The sequence below is a fragment of the Duganella zoogloeoides genome (assembly GCF_034479515.1).
Classification (GTDB): domain Bacteria; phylum Pseudomonadota; class Gammaproteobacteria; order Burkholderiales; family Burkholderiaceae_D; genus Rugamonas; species Rugamonas zoogloeoides.
Genome location: NZ_CP140152.1, coordinates 5,481,171 through 5,495,993, shown reverse-complemented (window position 1 = coordinate 5,495,993; position 14,823 = coordinate 5,481,171). Strand labels below are relative to the sequence as shown.

Here is a 14,823-nt window from a genome sequence, read left to right as displayed (position 1 = left end):
ATGACCAGGCCCGTATTCAAACCCGCCGCGCTGGCAGCGATGGCAGCGGTGGCCATGGTGGCCGCGCTTGCCGGTTGCAACGCCGACCCATCTGCGGCCAGCGTGGCCGCAGAAACGCTGGCGCCGCGCCCCTGGCTCGAAACCCTGGCGGTCGATGGCGAAATCAAGGCCGCCGCCAGCACCGCGCTCAACGTGCCCGGCAGCGGCTGGAGCAGCCGCGTGCTGGTGGACATGGTAGCCGATGGCAGCAGCGTGAAAAAAGGCCAGGTGGTGGCGCGTTTCGACGCGCCGCAATCGCGCATGGAGCTGTCGCAGGCCGAACTGGAATTGCTGCGCAAAACGCTGGCCGAGCAGGCCAGTGCCAGCAGCGCTGCCGTCGAGCGCGACAAGCTGGCCGGCGACCGCGCCAAGGTCGAAGACGACCTCGGACTGAGCCGGCGCTACGCCAACGTCGATCTGAGTATTTTCGCGCGCAACACGATTCTCGATGCGCTGGCCGACGTCGGCTTTTTGAGTACCAAGCGCGGCTACCTGGAATGGAAAGATGGCCAGTCGCAGGCGCGCACGGCCGCCCAGGACGCGGTCCTGCATTCGCAGCGCGACAGCGTGGTGCAGACCGCCAGGCAAAAACGCGACAGCCTGGCCGCGCTGGAGCTGGTGGCGCCGCACGACGGCGTCTTCCTGCTGGCCGCCAAGTGGGACGGCACCAAGCCCGAGATCGGCGCCAGCCAGTCGGCCGGCCAGGAGTTCGGCAGCTTGCCCGACCTGGACCAGCTGGTGGCCCACTTCAGCGTGGCCGAAGGCGAGGCGTTCGGCTTGCGCACCGGCTTGCCGGTACGGGTACGCCTGGCCGGCACCGGCACCGAGCTGACCTTGACGGTCACGCGGGTGGGCAGCAGCGCCAGTACCACGTCGCAGGAGTCGCCGGTCAAGTACAGCGATTTCGACGCCGCCATCGACACCGCCACCGCGCGCAAGCTGGGCCTGAAACCGGGCCAGGCGCTGCGCGGCACGGTGCAGCTGGTGGCCAGCAAGGCCGCGCTGACGGTGCCCAATCTGGCCGTGGTGCGGGACGGCGCCGGCCATGCCGTCTATACCGAAGAGCACGGGCGCCAGGTGCGGCACAAGGTGGAACTGGGCCAGCGCGGTCCCGTGCGCAGCGAACTGAAAAGCGGCATTGCGGCCGGCGCACGCATCGTGCTGCTGCCGCCGGCCGCCACGGAGAAATCATGAACCTGGCCCTGTTGCACGAAGCGGTCACCGAACTGGGGCGGCGCAAGCTGCGCACCGGCCTGACCTTGCTGGGCATGGTGTTTGGCGTGGGCGCGATTGTCGCCATGCTGGCGGTGGGCGAGGGCAGCAAGCGCGAGGCGTTGCGGCTGGTGGCCGAGCTGGGACTCGACAATGTGCTGGTCGAAAGCAAGGCCATCAATCCCGAGCAGCTCAAGGAGCTGCGCACCCGTTCGCTGGGACTGTCGGCCGCCGATGGCGCGGCGACCCTGTCGGTGGTGCCGGGCGCGGTATCGGTGGCGCTGAAAAAAGAGATCAAGGTCGATCAGCTGGTGCTCGACCAGCGCCTGGTGCCGGCGCGCGCCTATGCCGTCTCGCTCGACTACGCCGCCCATGGCGGCTTGCAGCTGGCTGCCGGGCGCTGGCTGTCTCCTGCCGACAGCGCCACGCTGGCGCCGGTGTGCGTGATCGGCGCGCGCCTGGCGCGGTCGCTGTTCGGCGACGCGCCGGCGCTGGGCCGTCGCGTCAAGCTCAACCATGTTTGGCTGCAAGTGGTGGGGGTGCTGCAGGACCGCGCGCAAAGCAAGTCCGACTTCGAGGGCATCAAGCTGGGACTCGACGACGAGCGCCTGTTCGTGGCCTGGGAGACCGGGCGTGCGCGGTTCGGTTTCAAGGCCATCGAAGACGAGGTCGATGGCATCAGCGTGCGCCTCGACGGCAAGGTGGCGCCCGACCAGGCGGCCGGCGTGCTGCAGGCGCTGATCGCCCGCCGCCACGGCGGCGCCGACGACACCAACCTGATCGTGCCGATGGGCTTGTACCGCCAGAACCAGCAGACCCAGCGCATCTTCGCCATCGTCATGAGTTCGATTGCGGCCGTGTCGCTGCTGGTGGGCGGGATCGGCATCATGAACATCATGCTGGCCAATGTGCTCGAGCGGCGCCGCGAAGTGGGGTTGAAGCGGGCGCTGGGCGCACGGCGGCGCGACGTGGTCGAGCAGTTCCTGGCCGAAGCGCTGGTGATCGCCGTCAGCGGCGCGCTGCTGGGCGTGGCGCTGGGCGCCGTGGCTGCGTACAGCATTGCCGCGTTGGCCGGCTGGTCGGTGGCGTGGTCACCGCTGAGCCTGGTGGTGGCAGTGCTGCTGTGCGTGGCCGTGGGCCTGGCGTTCGGCGTGTTCCCGGCGCGCCAGGCGGCGGCACTGGACCCGATCGCTGCATTGCGCAGCGATGGCTGATTGCCTGCGCCGGGACTGGCTTATTTGATAGTTACTTGCCTGCCTTGAGCAGGCGCGCGATGTCGAGCGCGAAATAGGTCAGCACGGCATCGGCGCCGGCGCGCTTGAACGCCATCATCGACTCCATCATGACCTTGTCGTGGTCGAGCCAGCCGTTCTGGGCGGCGGCCTTGATCATCGCGTATTCGCCGCTGACCTGGTAGGCAAACGTCGGCACCTTGAATTCGTCTTTCACGCGGCGCACGATGTCGAGGTAGGGCATGCCGGGTTTCACCATCACCATGTCGGCGCCTTCGGCGAGATCCAGCGCCACTTCGCGCAGCGCTTCGTCGCTGTTGGCGGGGTCCATCTGGTACTGGTTCTTGTCGCCCTTGCCCAGGTTGGCGGCCGAGCCCACGGCGTCGCGGAACGGGCCGTAGAAGGCCGACGCGTACTTGGCCGAGTAGGCCATGATGCGGGTGTGGATGTGGCCCTTGTCTTCCAGCGCGGCGCGGATGGCGGCGATGCGGCCGTCCATCATGTCCGATGGCGCCAGCACGTCAGCGCCGGCGTCCGCGTGGCACAGCGCCTGTTTTACCAGCACCTCGGTGGTGATGTCGTTGATCACGTAGCCGTGCTCGTCGATGATGCCGTCCTGGCCGTGCACCGTGTACGGGTCGAGCGCCACGTCGGTCAGGATGCCCAGCTCCGGGAACGCCTGCTTGAGCGCGCGGATCGCCCGGGGCACCAGGCCGTCCGGGTTGTACGCCTCGGCGCCGTCGAGCGACTTGCCGTCAGCTTCGATGACGGGGAACAGCGCCAGCACCGGGATGCCCAGCGCCACGCAGTCCTGCGCCACGTTCAGCAGCAAGTCCACCGACACTCGCTCCACGCCCGGCATCGACGCCACGGTCTGGCGTTGCTGCGTGCCGTCGAGGATGAACACCGGGTAGATCAGGTCGGTGGCGGTGATGACGTTTTCGCGCATCAGCGCGCGCGAAAACGGATCGCGGCGCATGCGGCGCATGCGCAGGGCGGGGAACGAGGAGGGGGCGTGAGGCGTGTGCATCGTATTACTTCCTTAGTGTGTGTTACTTGGCATCTTTTACTTCGTCATCGTCATCGGCGCCGTCGATCGCTTCGATCTGCTCGACCTGGGCGGCGATCTGCGCGGCGGCTGCGTCGTCGTCGGTCACGCCGGCAAGTTCGAGGATCTTGTCGTTGGCTTCGTCGATGCCGACGCGCTTGAGGGCGGAGAACAATTGCACGGTGAACGGGAAACCTTCACCGTCTTCATCGACATAGCTGTCGAGCCTAGCCTTGGCCTGGCGCAGCACGTTGACCGATTCATTGCGGTTGAGCTTGTCCACCTTGGTCAGGATGCAGTGGATTGGCTTGCCGGTGGGGGCGAACCATTCGAGCATCTGGATGTCGAGGTCGGTGAACGGGCGGCGCGAGTCCATGATCAGGATCAGGGCGGCGAGCTGTTCGCGGCGCTGGACATAATCGCCCAGCAGGCGCTGCCAGTGCAGCTTGGCCGAGCCGGACACTTCGGCGTAGCCGTAGCCGGGCAAGTCCACCAGCAGGCATTCGATCTCGTCGACGATGGTCGGGTCCTTGCGGTGCTGGGCCACGTGGGCGCCGCCGATCGAGAAATAATTGATGTGCTGGGTACGGCCCGGGGTCTTGGAAGCGAACGCCAGACCCTTCTGATTGCACAGGATATTGATGGCGGTCGATTTACCGGCGTTGGAACGACCTGCAAAGGCGATCTCCGGCACCGTGGTGTCGGGCAGGTCGCGCAGTTGATTAACGGTCGTAAAGAAGCGGGCTTGCCAGAGTTTAGACATGAGATAACGTAAGATGGGGGAAAATGCAACAAAGTGGGGCGGTTAGGCAGGTAAGCTATTGTACAATGCCTAGTCACGGAATGTTGCCAGGCATTCGAGAATGCCACGCCTTCATTCGGACGTAAAACTTTATAGACTCCTTCCAAGGTGCTTGAATGAAACGTGCGTTTTCTCCTTTGCTGAAACCCCTGCTCATCGCCGCCATCGCCTTTTCCGCTGCCAGCGGATACGCCCAAGATAAAGCTCCCGCTGCACCAGCTGCCACCAAGGTCGATCCGGCCAAGGGCGGCACGTTGTACGCGGAAGGGGATGCTGCGCGCGGCCTGCCGGCTTGCGTGTCGTGCCACGGCGCCAATGGCAACTCGACCATTTCCATCAATCCCAAGCTGTCCGCGCAAAGCCAGAGCTACCTGTACAAGCAACTGGTCAACTTCACCACCGACGCCCGCAACCAGCCGGTGATGTCGCTGTACTCGAAGATGCTCACGGATGCAGACAAGCACAACGTGGCGGCCTGGCTGGCCACCCAGCCGTCGAAACCGGGCGCGGCGAAAAACCGCGACAGCATCGACCTGGGCAAGAAAATTTATCGCGGTGGCATTGCCGAGAAAAACGTGCCGGCCTGTGCCAGCTGTCATGGCGCCACCGGTGGTGGCATTCCCGCGCTGTACCCGCGCCTGGCCGGTCAGCACCAGGATTACACGGTTGCCCAGCTGGGCCTGTTCAAAGGGCACGGCCGCAAGAACAGCCCGGAAATGGCCACCATCGCCGCCCGCATGTCCGACGAGGAAATGAAAGCGGTAGCGGATTACGTGGCCGGCCTCAAATAAGGCTGCCGCATAAATCGCTGACTAGAGCGTTTTTATACCAATCGGGAGGGCGGCGGCGTGAGCGGGCCGCCCTTTTTATTGGTATGCTGCGCGGTTGCCCCATTTTTTAGATCGCCATGCATGACTAGCACCACCGGTATCCAAATCAAGACCCGCCGCCCCATCATCGGCGAGACGATCGAACTGATGTCCTCGATGCGCTTTGCGATTGCCATGCTGGCAATGATCGCCATTGCCGCCGTGATCGGCACGGTGATGAAGCAGAGCGAGGCCACCTCCAACTACATCAACCAGTTCGGGCCATTCTGGTTCGAGGTGTTCGACAAGGCCGGCCTGTATGCCGTGTACTCGTCGTGGTGGTTCATGCTCCTGATGACGCTGCTGGTATCGTCCACCAGCCTGTGCATCGCGCGCAACGCCCCGAAGATGGTGCGCGACATGCGCAGCTGGCGTGAAAACGTGCGCGAACAGTCGCTGCTCAATTTCCCGCACCGCATGCACTGGCGTGCGCCACTCGCGCGTGCCGCGCTGGCGCAGCAGACCGCCGCCCGCCTGGCCGACAACGGCTATCGCGTGAAGATCGTCGAGCGCGACAACGGCACCTTGCTGGCGGCCAAGCAGGGCGGCGCCAACAAGTTCGGCTACATCTTCGCCCACGCGTCGATCGTGGTCATTTGCGTGGGCGCGCTGTTCGATTCCGACTTGCCGATCCGCTTCCAGGAATGGGTGCTGGGCAAGACGCCGTTTGCCGGCAGCGGCCTGATCGCCGAAGTGCCGGCCAAGCACCGCCTGAGCACCGCCAACCCCACCTTCCGTGGCAATACCCTGATCCCCGAAGGCTCGAACAGTTCGAGCGCGCTGCTGCAGCGTCCCGACGGCGTGCTGATCCAGGATCTGCCGATTACCATCAACCTGAAGAAATTCACCATCGATTTTTACAGCACCGGCATGCCCAAGCTGTTTGCCAGCGATGTCGAGGTGGTCGATCACGCCTCCGGCGAAAAGGTCAATGCCGTCATCGAGGTCAACAAGCCTTTGATCTTCAAGGGCCTGGCAATTTACCAGTCCAGCTTTGAAGACGGCGGCAGCAAGCTCAAGCTCAAGGGCTACCCGATGCTGGGCACCGGCACCCAGAGTTTCGAACTCGATGGCGAAGTGGGCGGCACCACGCCGTTCAGCGACGCCTACACCATCGAGTGGTCGGGCTTCCGGCCGTTCAACGTGGAAAACATGAACAACGACGCACGCGCGGTCAAGCAGGATAAAAGCCTGCGCGAAGCCTTGTCGGCCAGCCTCGACAAGCACACCGGTTCGGCCGGACGGGGCAGCTTGTCCAACGAACTGAAAAACGTCGGCCCCAGCGTGCAGTACAAGCTGCGCGACAAGACCGGCCAGGCGCGCGAATACCAGAACTACATGCAGCCGATGACGCTCGACGGCGCGTCCGTGTTCCTGGCCGGCGTGCGCGCCAACCCGTCCGATCCGTTCAGCTACCTGCGCATCCCCGCCGACGACGAGCACTCGGTGCGCGACTGGATGCGCTTGCGCGCCGCCCTGGCCGACCCGGCCCTGCGCGCTGCTGCCGCCAAGCGGTACGGCGAGCGCGCCGCGCCGCAGACCGGCGATGTCGCTGCCGTGCGGTCGCAGATCGAAGCGTCGTCCGAAAAAAGCCTGGGCCTGTTTGCCGGTGATGGCAAGGTGGGCGGCTTCGTGTCGATTTCGCAATTCCTGGAAAAAGTGCCGGTCGAAGGCCAGGAAAAGACCGCCGAAGTGTTCATGAAAATCTTGAACGGCAGCCTGTGGGAGCTGTGGCAGGTGGCGCGTGCAAAAGACGGCCTGGCGCCGGTCACCGCCGATGAAGCCCACGGCCGCTACCTGCTGCTGGCCACCAATGCGCTGTCGGACGCGTTTTTCTACGGCGCCCCCGTGTATTTGCAGCTCGATGAGTTCGTGGAAGTGAAGGCGTCGGTGTTCCAGGTCACGCGCTCGCCGGGCAAGAACATCGTGTACTTCGGCTGCGCGCTGCTGGTGCTGGGCGTGTTTTCGATGTTTTATATCCGCGAGCGCCGCCTGTGGGTGTGGATCAAGGACGATGTTGAACATTCTGGCGGCGCCGAGGCATTAATGGCCATGAGCACGCAACGCAAGACGCTCGATTTCGAGCGGGAATTTGTAACATTGAAGGAAAAGTTGCCGCAATCGGCTTAATGTACGATCAGCGTACGCCGAGCGTATGACCAGCGCAGCATGGAGAAATAATGGAACTGACTGAAAAATCAACCCGGACCACCCCCACCGAGGCCACCGGCGGCACCTATGTGCAGGCGCCCGGCTACTTCAAGCGCCTGACCGTCGTGGACTGGCTGTTTGCCGCCGCGCTGCTGGCGGGCGCCGTGTTTGCCTTCAACCGCTACGGCCACTTCATGGACGTGTACGAGGAAGCGATCATGCTGCTGTGCGCGCCCGTGTTCGCGGCGCTGGGCTGGCACTGGAAACCGGTGCGCTGGGTGATGGCGCTGGTCGCGGTGCTGTCCTTGTGGGCGGTCTCGATGTACGCAGGCCAGCTCGACATGGGGACCCAAAAATTCTGGCTGCGGTACATGATCTCGAGCCAGTCGGCGATTTTATGGATGAGCGTGATGTTCTGCCTGTCCACGCTGTTCTACGGGATCGGCTTTGCCGGCAAGTCGGACGCGTGGAGCAGCCTCGGCACCAAGCTCAGCTGGGCTGCCGTGGTACTGGGCTGGACCGGCATGATGGTGCGCTGGTACGAGTCGTACCTGGTCGGTGCCGACGTGGGCCACATTCCCGTCTCCAACCTGTACGAAGTGTTCATCCTGTTCGCGCTGATCACCTCGATGTTCTACCTGTACTTCGAGGACCGTTACAAGACCCGGCAAATGGGGCCGTTCGTGCTGTTGATCATTACTGCCGCCATCGGCTTCCTGTTCTGGTACACCACCTCGCGCGATGCCGCCGAAATTCAGCCGCTGCTGCCGGCCCTGCAAAGCTGGTGGATGAAGATCCACGTGCCGGCCAACTTCATTGGCTACGGTAACTTCGCGCTGGCGGCGATGGTGGCGGTGGCCTACCTGCTCAAATCGTCGAACCGGCTGGTGGACCGCCTGCCGTCGCTCGAGGTCCTGGACGACGTCATGTACAAGGCCATCTCGGCCGGTTTCGCCTTCTTCACCATCGCGACCATCCTCGGCGCGCTGTGGGCGGCGGAAGCGTGGGGCGGCTACTGGTCGTGGGATCCGAAAGAGACCTGGGCGCTGATCGTCTGGCTCAACTACGCTGCCTGGTTGCACATGCGCCTGATGACGGGCTTGCGCGGCCGTCCGGCGGCCTGGTGGGCGCTGGTGGGCCTGTTGGTGACCACGTTCGCCTTCCTCGGCGTGAACATGTTCCTGTCGGGCCTGCACTCGTATGGCAAGCTATAAAACATTTTTCAAGGTTAACTGAGCCGTAATATCTGTTTTCCGGGATTGGTGTAAGGTTGCGACATTGCCTTGTACCTTTTCTGGAGTCAACATGCTGATCAAGCGTAGCCCCAACGGTATCGAACTGCCGTTTTCGTCGGAAATCACACCGCGCGCGCTGTACGAGTCGCGTCGCACCTTCATCAAGCAGGTCGCTGCCGGCGCCATCGGCAGCGCCGCGCTGCTGGAAATGGCCAACCGCGAAGCGTTTGCCCAAGGCGCCGGCCTGGCCAAGCTGCCGGCCAGGCTCAATCCCGCCTATTCGGCGCTCGACAAGCAGACGCCGTACAAGGACGCCACCACCTACAACAATTTCTACGAGTTCGGCACCGACAAGAGCGATCCGGCGGCCAACGCCGGCACCCTGAAAACCCGGCCGTGGACGGTGCAGATCGAGGGCGAAGTCAAGAAACCGATGACGCTCGACATCGATGCACTGCTCAAGCTCGCGCCAATGGAAGAGCGCATTTACCGGCTGCGCTGCGTCGAAGGCTGGTCGATGGTGATTCCGTGGGTGGGCTACTCGTTCTCCGAAATCATCAAGAAGGTCGAGCCGACCGGCAACGCCAAGTACGTGGAATTCATCACCCTCAACGACCGCAAGCAGATGCCGGGCGTGAACAGCCGCGTGCTCGAGTGGCCGTACACGGAAGGGCTGCGCATCGACGAAGCCAATCACCCGCTGGCGCTGCTCACCTTTGGCATGTATGGCGAAGTGCTGCCGAACCAGAACGGCGCGCCGGTGCGCATGGTCTTGCCGTGGAAGTATGGTTTTAAGTCCGCCAAGTCGATCGTCAAGATCCGTTTTGTAAAGGACCTGCCGCGCACATCGTGGAATATCTCGGCGCCGCGCGAGTACGGCTTCTACTCGAATGTGAATCCCGAGGTCGATCACCCGCGCTGGTCGCAGGCGTCCGAGCGCCGCATCGGCGAAGACGGCTTCCTGGCCCGCAAGCGCAAGACGCTGATGTTCAACGGTTACAGCGACGTCGCGCCGCTGTACGCCGGCATGGACCTGAAAAAATTCTATTGAGGCGCTACGCAGCATGGCTTTCAATCCCACCGCGCGCCACACCAGCCTGATCAAGGCGATCGTGTTCCTGGCCGCCCTGATCCCGCTGGCGCGCATGGTCTATCTGACGGTGACCGGGCAACTGGTGGAACCGCTCGAATTCATCACGCGCTCCACCGGCGACTGGACCCTGTATTTCCTGTGCATCACGCTGGCGATCACGCCCTTGCGACGTTTAACCAAATGGAACTGGCTGGTCAAGCTGCGCCGCATGCTGGGGCTGTTCATGTTCTTTTACGGCGTGCTGCACTTCATGACGTTTTTATGGTTCGATCATTTCTTCGATCTGGCTGAAATGTGGAAAGACGTGCTGCGGCGGCCGTTCATCACGGTTGGTTTCATCGCCTTCGTGCTGCTGATCCCGCTGGCGGCCACCAGCACCAACGCCATGATCCGCCGCCTGGGCGGCAAGCGCTGGCAGTGGCTGCACCGGCTGATCTACGTGATCGCGCCGCTGGCGATCCTGCACTTCTGGTGGATGAAAGCAGGCAAGCACAACTTCACCGAGCCGATCATCTACGGTTCGATCCTGGCAGTGCTGCTGGGCTTGAGAGTGTTCTGGGCACTGCGCAAGCAGGCCAAAGCCTGAAACAAGTTCGGGGTCAGTGCCGACATTCGGACACAAGCTCAGCTGCTAAAGCTTGAGTTCGTGTCCGAATGTCGGCACTGACCCCGAAGTGTTAGCTGATCAGCGATTCCAGGGCGTAGAGTTCCGCCGGGGTTTCGCGGCGACGGACGATGTGGGCCGTAGTGCCGTCAACGATGATTTCGGCGGCGCGGCCACGGGTATTGTAGTTGGAGGCCATGGTCATGCCGTAGGCGCCTGCCGAGTGCATCACCAGCAGGTCGCCGGCTGCCACCGCCAGCGCGCGGTCGCGGGCCAGCCAGTCGCCCGATTCGCAGATCGGGCCGACGATGTCGTAGGTCTTGCTCTCGGCCTGGCCTTGCACCACCGGCTGCATGTCCATCCAGGCCTGGTACAGGGCCGGGCGGGCCATGTCGTTCATGGCGGCATCGACGATGCAGAAGTTCTTTTCTTCGCCGTGCTTGATGAATTCCACGCGGGTCAGCAGCACGCCGGTGTCGCCCACGATCGAGCGGCCCGGCTCAAAAATCACTTTGATTGGTTGGCCGTCGTAACGCTCGGCGCGCCAGGCGTCGATGCGGGCGAACACGCGGCCCAGGTAGTCGCCCACCGGCACCGGTGCGGCTTCGCCTGCTTCGCGGTAGTCGATGCCGATGCCGCCGCCCATGTCGAGGTGGTGCAAGGTGATGCCTTCGTCGCCGAGGCGGTCGATCAGTTCAATCAGGCGGTCCAATGCTTCGAGCAGCGGCTGGTCGTCCAGCAGTTGCGAGCCGATGTGGCAGTCGATGCCGGCCACGTCGATATGCGGCAGCGCGGCAGCGGCGCGGTAGGTGTCCAGTGCATCGTCAAAGGCCACGCCGAATTTGCTCGCTTTCAGGCCGGTGGCGATGTACGGGTGGGTTTTCGGATCGACGTTGGGGTTGACGCGCAGCGAGATGCGCGCGGTCTTGCCCATGGACCCGGCCACGTCGTTCAAGCGGTGCAGCTCGGGGATCGATTCGACGTTGAAGCACAGGATGTCGTGCGACAGCGCCAGGCGCATTTCATCGACGCTCTTGCCTACGCCCGAGAAAATCACCTTGCCCGGGTCGCCGCCTGCGGCCAGCACGCGCTGCAGCTCGCCGCCGGAGACGATGTCGAAGCCGGCGCCCTGGCGGGCCAGCAGGTCGAGGATGGCCAGGTTGGAGTTGGCCTTCATGGCGTAGCACACCAGTGCGTCGCGGCCCTGGCAGGCGTCGGCGTACGCGGCGAAATTGCCCAGCAGCGCGGCCTTGGAATAGACATAGGTCGGGGTGCCATGCTCGGCGGCGATGGCGGCCAGCGACACGCCTTCGGCGTGCAGCACGCCGTCTTGATACGAAAATTGCGACATAGAATTATTTAGTGGACGGTACGGTGGTGGGGGACTGCATGGACGGCGGAGCCAGTGGCTCGGCCGGCGTCGGCACGATGGGCGCCGGCGGCTCGGCGGCCGGGGATACCGGGACCGTGCTGCTTTTGGCAGGTTTTGTTACTGGCGGCTTGGGCAGGTAGAGCGGGCCGGGTTGGCCGCAACCGCCGAGCATGACCGTCAGCGCCAGGGTGGCGGCGCCGATAATCGGAGAGACAGCATAACGAATAGGGGATGTCGGGGCAGACTTCACGATAGAATCACGGATTGACTATAGATACTGGAGTTTAGCATGGGCGATTCAGAATTCCTGGCGCAGGCCGAGGCCACCCTCGACGCCATCGAGGCGGCGTTGGACAAATTGAACGACGAAGACATGATCGACGTCGAATGCAGCCGCAGCGGCAATGTGCTCGAAATCGAATTCCTCCACAACGGTTCCAAGATCATCGTCAACAGCCAGGCGGCGATGAAGGAACTGTGGGTGGCGTCGCGCTCGGGCGGCTACCACTATCGCCAAGTCGAAGGCCAGTGGATCAACACCCGCGACGGCTCGGAAATGCTGGCCTCGCTGTCGGAGATGGTCAGCGCGCAGGGTGGGGCGCCCGTGGTGATCACGGCCGGTTAAAAAACTGGGTGCAGATACAACAACGGCGGCCCGAGGGCCGCCGTTTTTTATGCCAGCCCGGCTGGCGAGCTTCCCCTAGAACAACTCGTTCTTGACTGCGTCCTTGGCCTTTTCTTCGGCCGGGGTGCCCTGGTTGGCGCCGTCGATATTGTGCACGCCGGTGCCCGGTGGGTTCTCGGCATAGTAGTACTCGTCGCCGACCAGCATCACGCCTTCCGGTACCGCGCGTTCCTCGATCGGGATGTTCTTGAGCGCCTTTTGCATGTAGTTGATCCAGATCGGCAGCGCCAGGCCGCCGCCGGTTTCGCGGTTGCCCAGGTTGCGCGGCTGGTCGTAGCCGATCCAGGCCACGCCGACCAGCTTCGGTTGATAGCCAGCGAACCAGGCGTCGATCGAATCGTTGGTGGTGCCGGTCTTGCCGGAAATGTCCGGACGCTTGAGCGCCAGCGCCTTGGCAGCCGTGCCGAAGCGCACCACGTCCTTGAGCATGCTGTCCATCAGGAAGGCGTTGCGCTCGTCGATCACGCGGTTCTTTTCGTCGCCGGCCTTGTCGGGCGTCGCTTGCGACAGGATCTTGCCGTCGGCGTCGGTGACCTTGGCGATCAGGTACGGGCTCACCTTGTAGCCGCCATTGGCGAATACGGCGTAGGCGCCGGCCATTTGCAGCGGCGTGACGTTGCCCGCGCCCAGCGCCAGGGTCAGGTACGGCGGGTTCTTGTCGGCGTCGAAACCGAAGCGCGTGGTGTATTCCTGGCCATACTTGGCGCCGATCTTGTGCAGGATGCGGATCGAAATCATGTTTTTCGATTTCGTCAGGCCGCGGCGCATGGTCATCGGACCGTCGTACTTGCCGTCGTAGTTCTTCGGTTCCCACGCCTGGCCGCCGGTCTGACCGGCATCGAACGAGATCGGCGCATCGTTGATGATGGTGGCTGGCGACAGGCCGCGCTCGAGCGAGGCCGAGTAGATGAACGGCTTGAACGACGAGCCGGGCTGGCGCCACGCCTGCGTCACGTGGTTGAACTTGTTGCGGTTGTAGTCGAAGCCGCCCACCATGGCCTTGATGGCGCCATCCTCGGTGCTTGCCGCCACAAAGGCCGATTCGATCTGCGGCATTTGCGTCAGTTCCCAGTCCTTCTCTTCGCGCATCACGCGCACCACGGCGCCCCGGCGGATGCGCTTGTTGGGCGCAGCCTTGTCCGACAGCCAGGCGCGGCCCATGGCCAGGCCGGCGCCGCTGATGCGGATTTCCTCGCCGGAGGCGGTGACCGCCACGATCAGCTGCGGCGTGGCCTGCAGCACGATGGCGGCGATGATGTCGTCGCTGTCCGGGTGGTCGGCCAGCTCGGTCTCGATGGCGTCGTCGGCATCTTCCTTCTTCGACGGAATGTCGATGTACGCTTCCGGGCCGCGGTACGGGTGGCGGCGCTCGTAGTCCATGACACCCTTGCGCAGCGCCAGGTAGGCGGCGTCCTGGTCGGCCTTGGTGATGGTGGTGAAGACGTTCAGGCCACGCGTATACGTGTCTTCCTTGAATTGTTCATAGACCAGCTGGCGTGCCATTTCGGCCACGTATTCGGCGTGCACGCCGAACTCGCTGCTGTCGGTCTTGACCTTGAGCTGCTCGGCGCGCGCTTCCTCGTACTGCAGGTCGCTGATATAGCCGAGCGCGTGCATGCGTGTGAGGATGTACTGTTGGCGCGTGCGCGCGCGCTTGGGATTGACGACCGGATTGTAGGCCGATGGCGCTTTCGGCAAGCCAGCCAGCATGGCCGCTTCGGCCACGGTGATGTCGCGGATATTCTTGCCAAAGTAAATTTGCGCGGCCGACGAGAAACCATAGGCGCGCTGGCCCAGGTAAATCTGGTTCATATAGACCTCGAGAATCTGGTCCTTGCTGAGGTTTTTCTCGATCTTCCAGGCCAGCAGCATTTCATAGACCTTGCGCTTGATGGTCTGTTCGCTAGAAAGGAAAAAGTTGCGCGCGACTTGTTGGGTGATGGTCGATGCGCCCTGCTTGGCGCCGCCGGTGGCGTTATGCACGGCCGCGCGCAGGATGCCGGTGTAATCGACGCCGCCGTGTTCGTAAAAGCGGTCATCCTCGATGGCCAGCACGGCCTTCTTCATCACATCGGGAATGTCCTTGATACGCACCAGGTTGCGGCGTTCCTCGCCGAACTCACCGATCAGGACGTTATCGGCCGAGAAGATCCGCAGCGGCATCTTGGGGCGATAGTCGGTCAGGGTGTCGAGCTCGGGCAGGTTGGGGTAGGCCATTGCCAGCCCGAAGACCACCAGCAGCACGCCGCCCACGCCCAGGCCCAGCACGGACAGGCCGGCCATCAGGAAGAAACGCGATGCGGATCTGGTTTTACGCGGAGTACCGCCGTCGCCGGTGGGAGGAGCCGATTTGGAAGAAGCCATGCAGTTCGATCTTTCTGAAAATAATCCGGGCCATTATAAGCGAGTGCCGAACCAGCGGCGCGCCTGTGGCGGCCCGGTTTTGGTACAGCTAGCATGATCGACCGTAACAAGTGTGGC

13 protein-coding genes are annotated in these 14,823 nt (G+C 63.5%); 8 read left to right on the top strand and 5 right to left on the bottom strand.

Annotation, left to right across the window (positions count from 1 at the left end; all coding sequences use genetic code 11):
* Window positions 1-1,233, top strand: a complete 1,233-nt coding sequence (locus SR858_RS24140; RefSeq protein ID WP_019923456.1) for an efflux RND transporter periplasmic adaptor subunit — start codon at window positions 1-3, stop codon at window positions 1,231-1,233.
* Entirely contained in the window at window positions 1,230-2,465 is a 1,236-nt protein-coding gene (locus tag SR858_RS24135) for an ABC transporter permease (protein WP_019923455.1), read from the top strand. The genes SR858_RS24140 and SR858_RS24135 overlap by 4 nt, the downstream gene beginning before the upstream one ends.
* 31 nt (window positions 2,466-2,496) lie before the next feature.
* Here SR858_RS24135 and hemB read toward each other — a convergent pair whose 3' ends face one another.
* Together hemB and yihA are read right to left on the bottom strand one after the other, a co-directional pair.
* Complete coding sequence (gene hemB / locus SR858_RS24130) at window positions 2,497-3,513, bottom strand: porphobilinogen synthase (protein WP_026637575.1); 1,017 nt, start codon at window positions 3,511-3,513, stop codon at window positions 2,497-2,499.
* A gap of 22 nt (window positions 3,514-3,535) precedes the next feature.
* Complete coding sequence (gene yihA / locus SR858_RS24125) at window positions 3,536-4,294, bottom strand: ribosome biogenesis GTP-binding protein YihA/YsxC (RefSeq protein WP_019923453.1); 759 nt, start codon at window positions 4,292-4,294, stop codon at window positions 3,536-3,538.
* Window positions 4,295-4,449: 155 nt separating this feature from the next.
* Here yihA and SR858_RS24120 point away from each other — a divergent pair, with 155 nt between their 5' ends.
* The 5 genes from SR858_RS24120 to SR858_RS24100 all read left to right on the top strand — a co-directional run bounded on the left by SR858_RS24120 (window position 4,450) and on the right by SR858_RS24100 (window position 10,267).
* The gene (locus SR858_RS24120) at window positions 4,450-5,124 is read left to right on the top strand and encodes a c-type cytochrome (RefSeq protein ID WP_026637574.1); all 675 of its coding nucleotides are present in this window, start codon (window positions 4,450-4,452) and stop codon (window positions 5,122-5,124) included.
* A gap of 120 nt (window positions 5,125-5,244) precedes the next feature.
* Window positions 5,245-7,332 (top strand): cytochrome c biogenesis protein ResB, encoded by a 2,088-nt coding sequence (locus SR858_RS24115; RefSeq protein WP_019923451.1) that lies wholly within the window; start codon window positions 5,245-5,247, stop codon window positions 7,330-7,332.
* 50 nt (window positions 7,333-7,382) lie between these two features.
* Entirely contained in the window at window positions 7,383-8,567 is a 1,185-nt protein-coding gene (ccsB, locus tag SR858_RS24110; protein WP_019923450.1) for a c-type cytochrome biogenesis protein CcsB, read from the top strand.
* Between the two features lie 91 nt (window positions 8,568-8,658).
* Window positions 8,659-9,639, top strand: a complete 981-nt coding sequence (gene msrP, locus SR858_RS24105; protein ID WP_019923449.1) for a protein-methionine-sulfoxide reductase catalytic subunit MsrP — start codon at window positions 8,659-8,661, stop codon at window positions 9,637-9,639.
* 13 nt (window positions 9,640-9,652) lie between these two features.
* A complete protein-coding gene (locus SR858_RS24100; RefSeq protein WP_019923448.1) occupies window positions 9,653-10,267 on the top strand; it encodes a protein-methionine-sulfoxide reductase heme-binding subunit MsrQ in 615 nt (204 codons plus the stop codon).
* Between the two features lie 91 nt (window positions 10,268-10,358).
* On the opposite strand, the gene lysA is transcribed toward SR858_RS24100, so the two are convergent.
* Together lysA and SR858_RS27800 are read right to left on the bottom strand one after the other, a co-directional pair.
* Window positions 10,359-11,636, bottom strand: a complete 1,278-nt coding sequence (gene lysA / locus SR858_RS24095) for a diaminopimelate decarboxylase (protein WP_019923447.1) — start codon at window positions 11,634-11,636, stop codon at window positions 10,359-10,361.
* A gap of 4 nt (window positions 11,637-11,640) precedes the next feature.
* Window positions 11,641-11,829 carry a hypothetical protein gene (locus tag SR858_RS27800; RefSeq protein WP_227012354.1) on the bottom strand — a complete coding sequence of 63 codons (189 nt, stop codon included), beginning with the start codon at window positions 11,827-11,829 and terminating at the stop codon, window positions 11,641-11,643.
* 117 nt (window positions 11,830-11,946) lie between these two features.
* On the opposite strand from SR858_RS27800, the gene cyaY reads away from it, so the two are divergent.
* A complete protein-coding gene (cyaY, locus tag SR858_RS24090; RefSeq protein ID WP_019923445.1) occupies window positions 11,947-12,282 on the top strand; it encodes an iron donor protein CyaY in 336 nt (111 codons plus the stop codon).
* 75 nt (window positions 12,283-12,357) lie between these two features.
* Here cyaY and SR858_RS24085 read toward each other — a convergent pair whose 3' ends face one another.
* Entirely contained in the window at window positions 12,358-14,706 is a 2,349-nt protein-coding gene (locus SR858_RS24085) for a penicillin-binding protein 1A (RefSeq protein ID WP_026637572.1), read from the bottom strand.
* Window positions 14,707-14,823: the final 117 nt, after the last annotated feature.

Bases quoted from the DNA above. Each gene is read 5' to 3' on its own strand.
- SR858_RS24115 (WP_019923451.1), top strand. From the start codon at position 5,245: ATGACTAGCACCACCGGTATCCAAATCAAGACCCGCCGCCCCATCATC.
- msrP (WP_019923449.1), top strand. From the start codon at position 8,659: ATGCTGATCAAGCGTAGCCCCAACGGTATCGAACTGCCGTTTTCGTCG.
- SR858_RS24140 (WP_019923456.1), top strand. From the start codon at position 1: ATGACCAGGCCCGTATTCAAACCCGCCGCGCTGGCAGCGATGGCAGCG.
- ccsB (WP_019923450.1), top strand. From the start codon at position 7,383: ATGGAACTGACTGAAAAATCAACCCGGACCACCCCCACCGAGGCCACC.
- SR858_RS24135 (WP_019923455.1), top strand. From the start codon at position 1,230: ATGAACCTGGCCCTGTTGCACGAAGCGGTCACCGAACTGGGGCGGCGC.
- SR858_RS24120 (WP_026637574.1), top strand. From the start codon at position 4,450: ATGAAACGTGCGTTTTCTCCTTTGCTGAAACCCCTGCTCATCGCCGCC.
- SR858_RS24085 (WP_026637572.1), bottom strand. From the start codon at position 14,706: ATGGCTTCTTCCAAATCGGCTCCTCCCACCGGCGACGGCGGTACTCCG.
- yihA (WP_019923453.1), bottom strand. From the start codon at position 4,294: ATGTCTAAACTCTGGCAAGCCCGCTTCTTTACGACCGTTAATCAACTG.
- lysA (WP_019923447.1), bottom strand. From the start codon at position 11,636: ATGTCGCAATTTTCGTATCAAGACGGCGTGCTGCACGCCGAAGGCGTG.
- SR858_RS24100 (WP_019923448.1), top strand. From the start codon at position 9,653: ATGGCTTTCAATCCCACCGCGCGCCACACCAGCCTGATCAAGGCGATC.
- cyaY (WP_019923445.1), top strand. From the start codon at position 11,947: ATGGGCGATTCAGAATTCCTGGCGCAGGCCGAGGCCACCCTCGACGCC.
- SR858_RS27800 (WP_227012354.1), bottom strand. From the start codon at position 11,829: ATGCTCGGCGGTTGCGGCCAACCCGGCCCGCTCTACCTGCCCAAGCCG.
- hemB (WP_026637575.1), bottom strand. From the start codon at position 3,513: ATGCACACGCCTCACGCCCCCTCCTCGTTCCCCGCCCTGCGCATGCGC.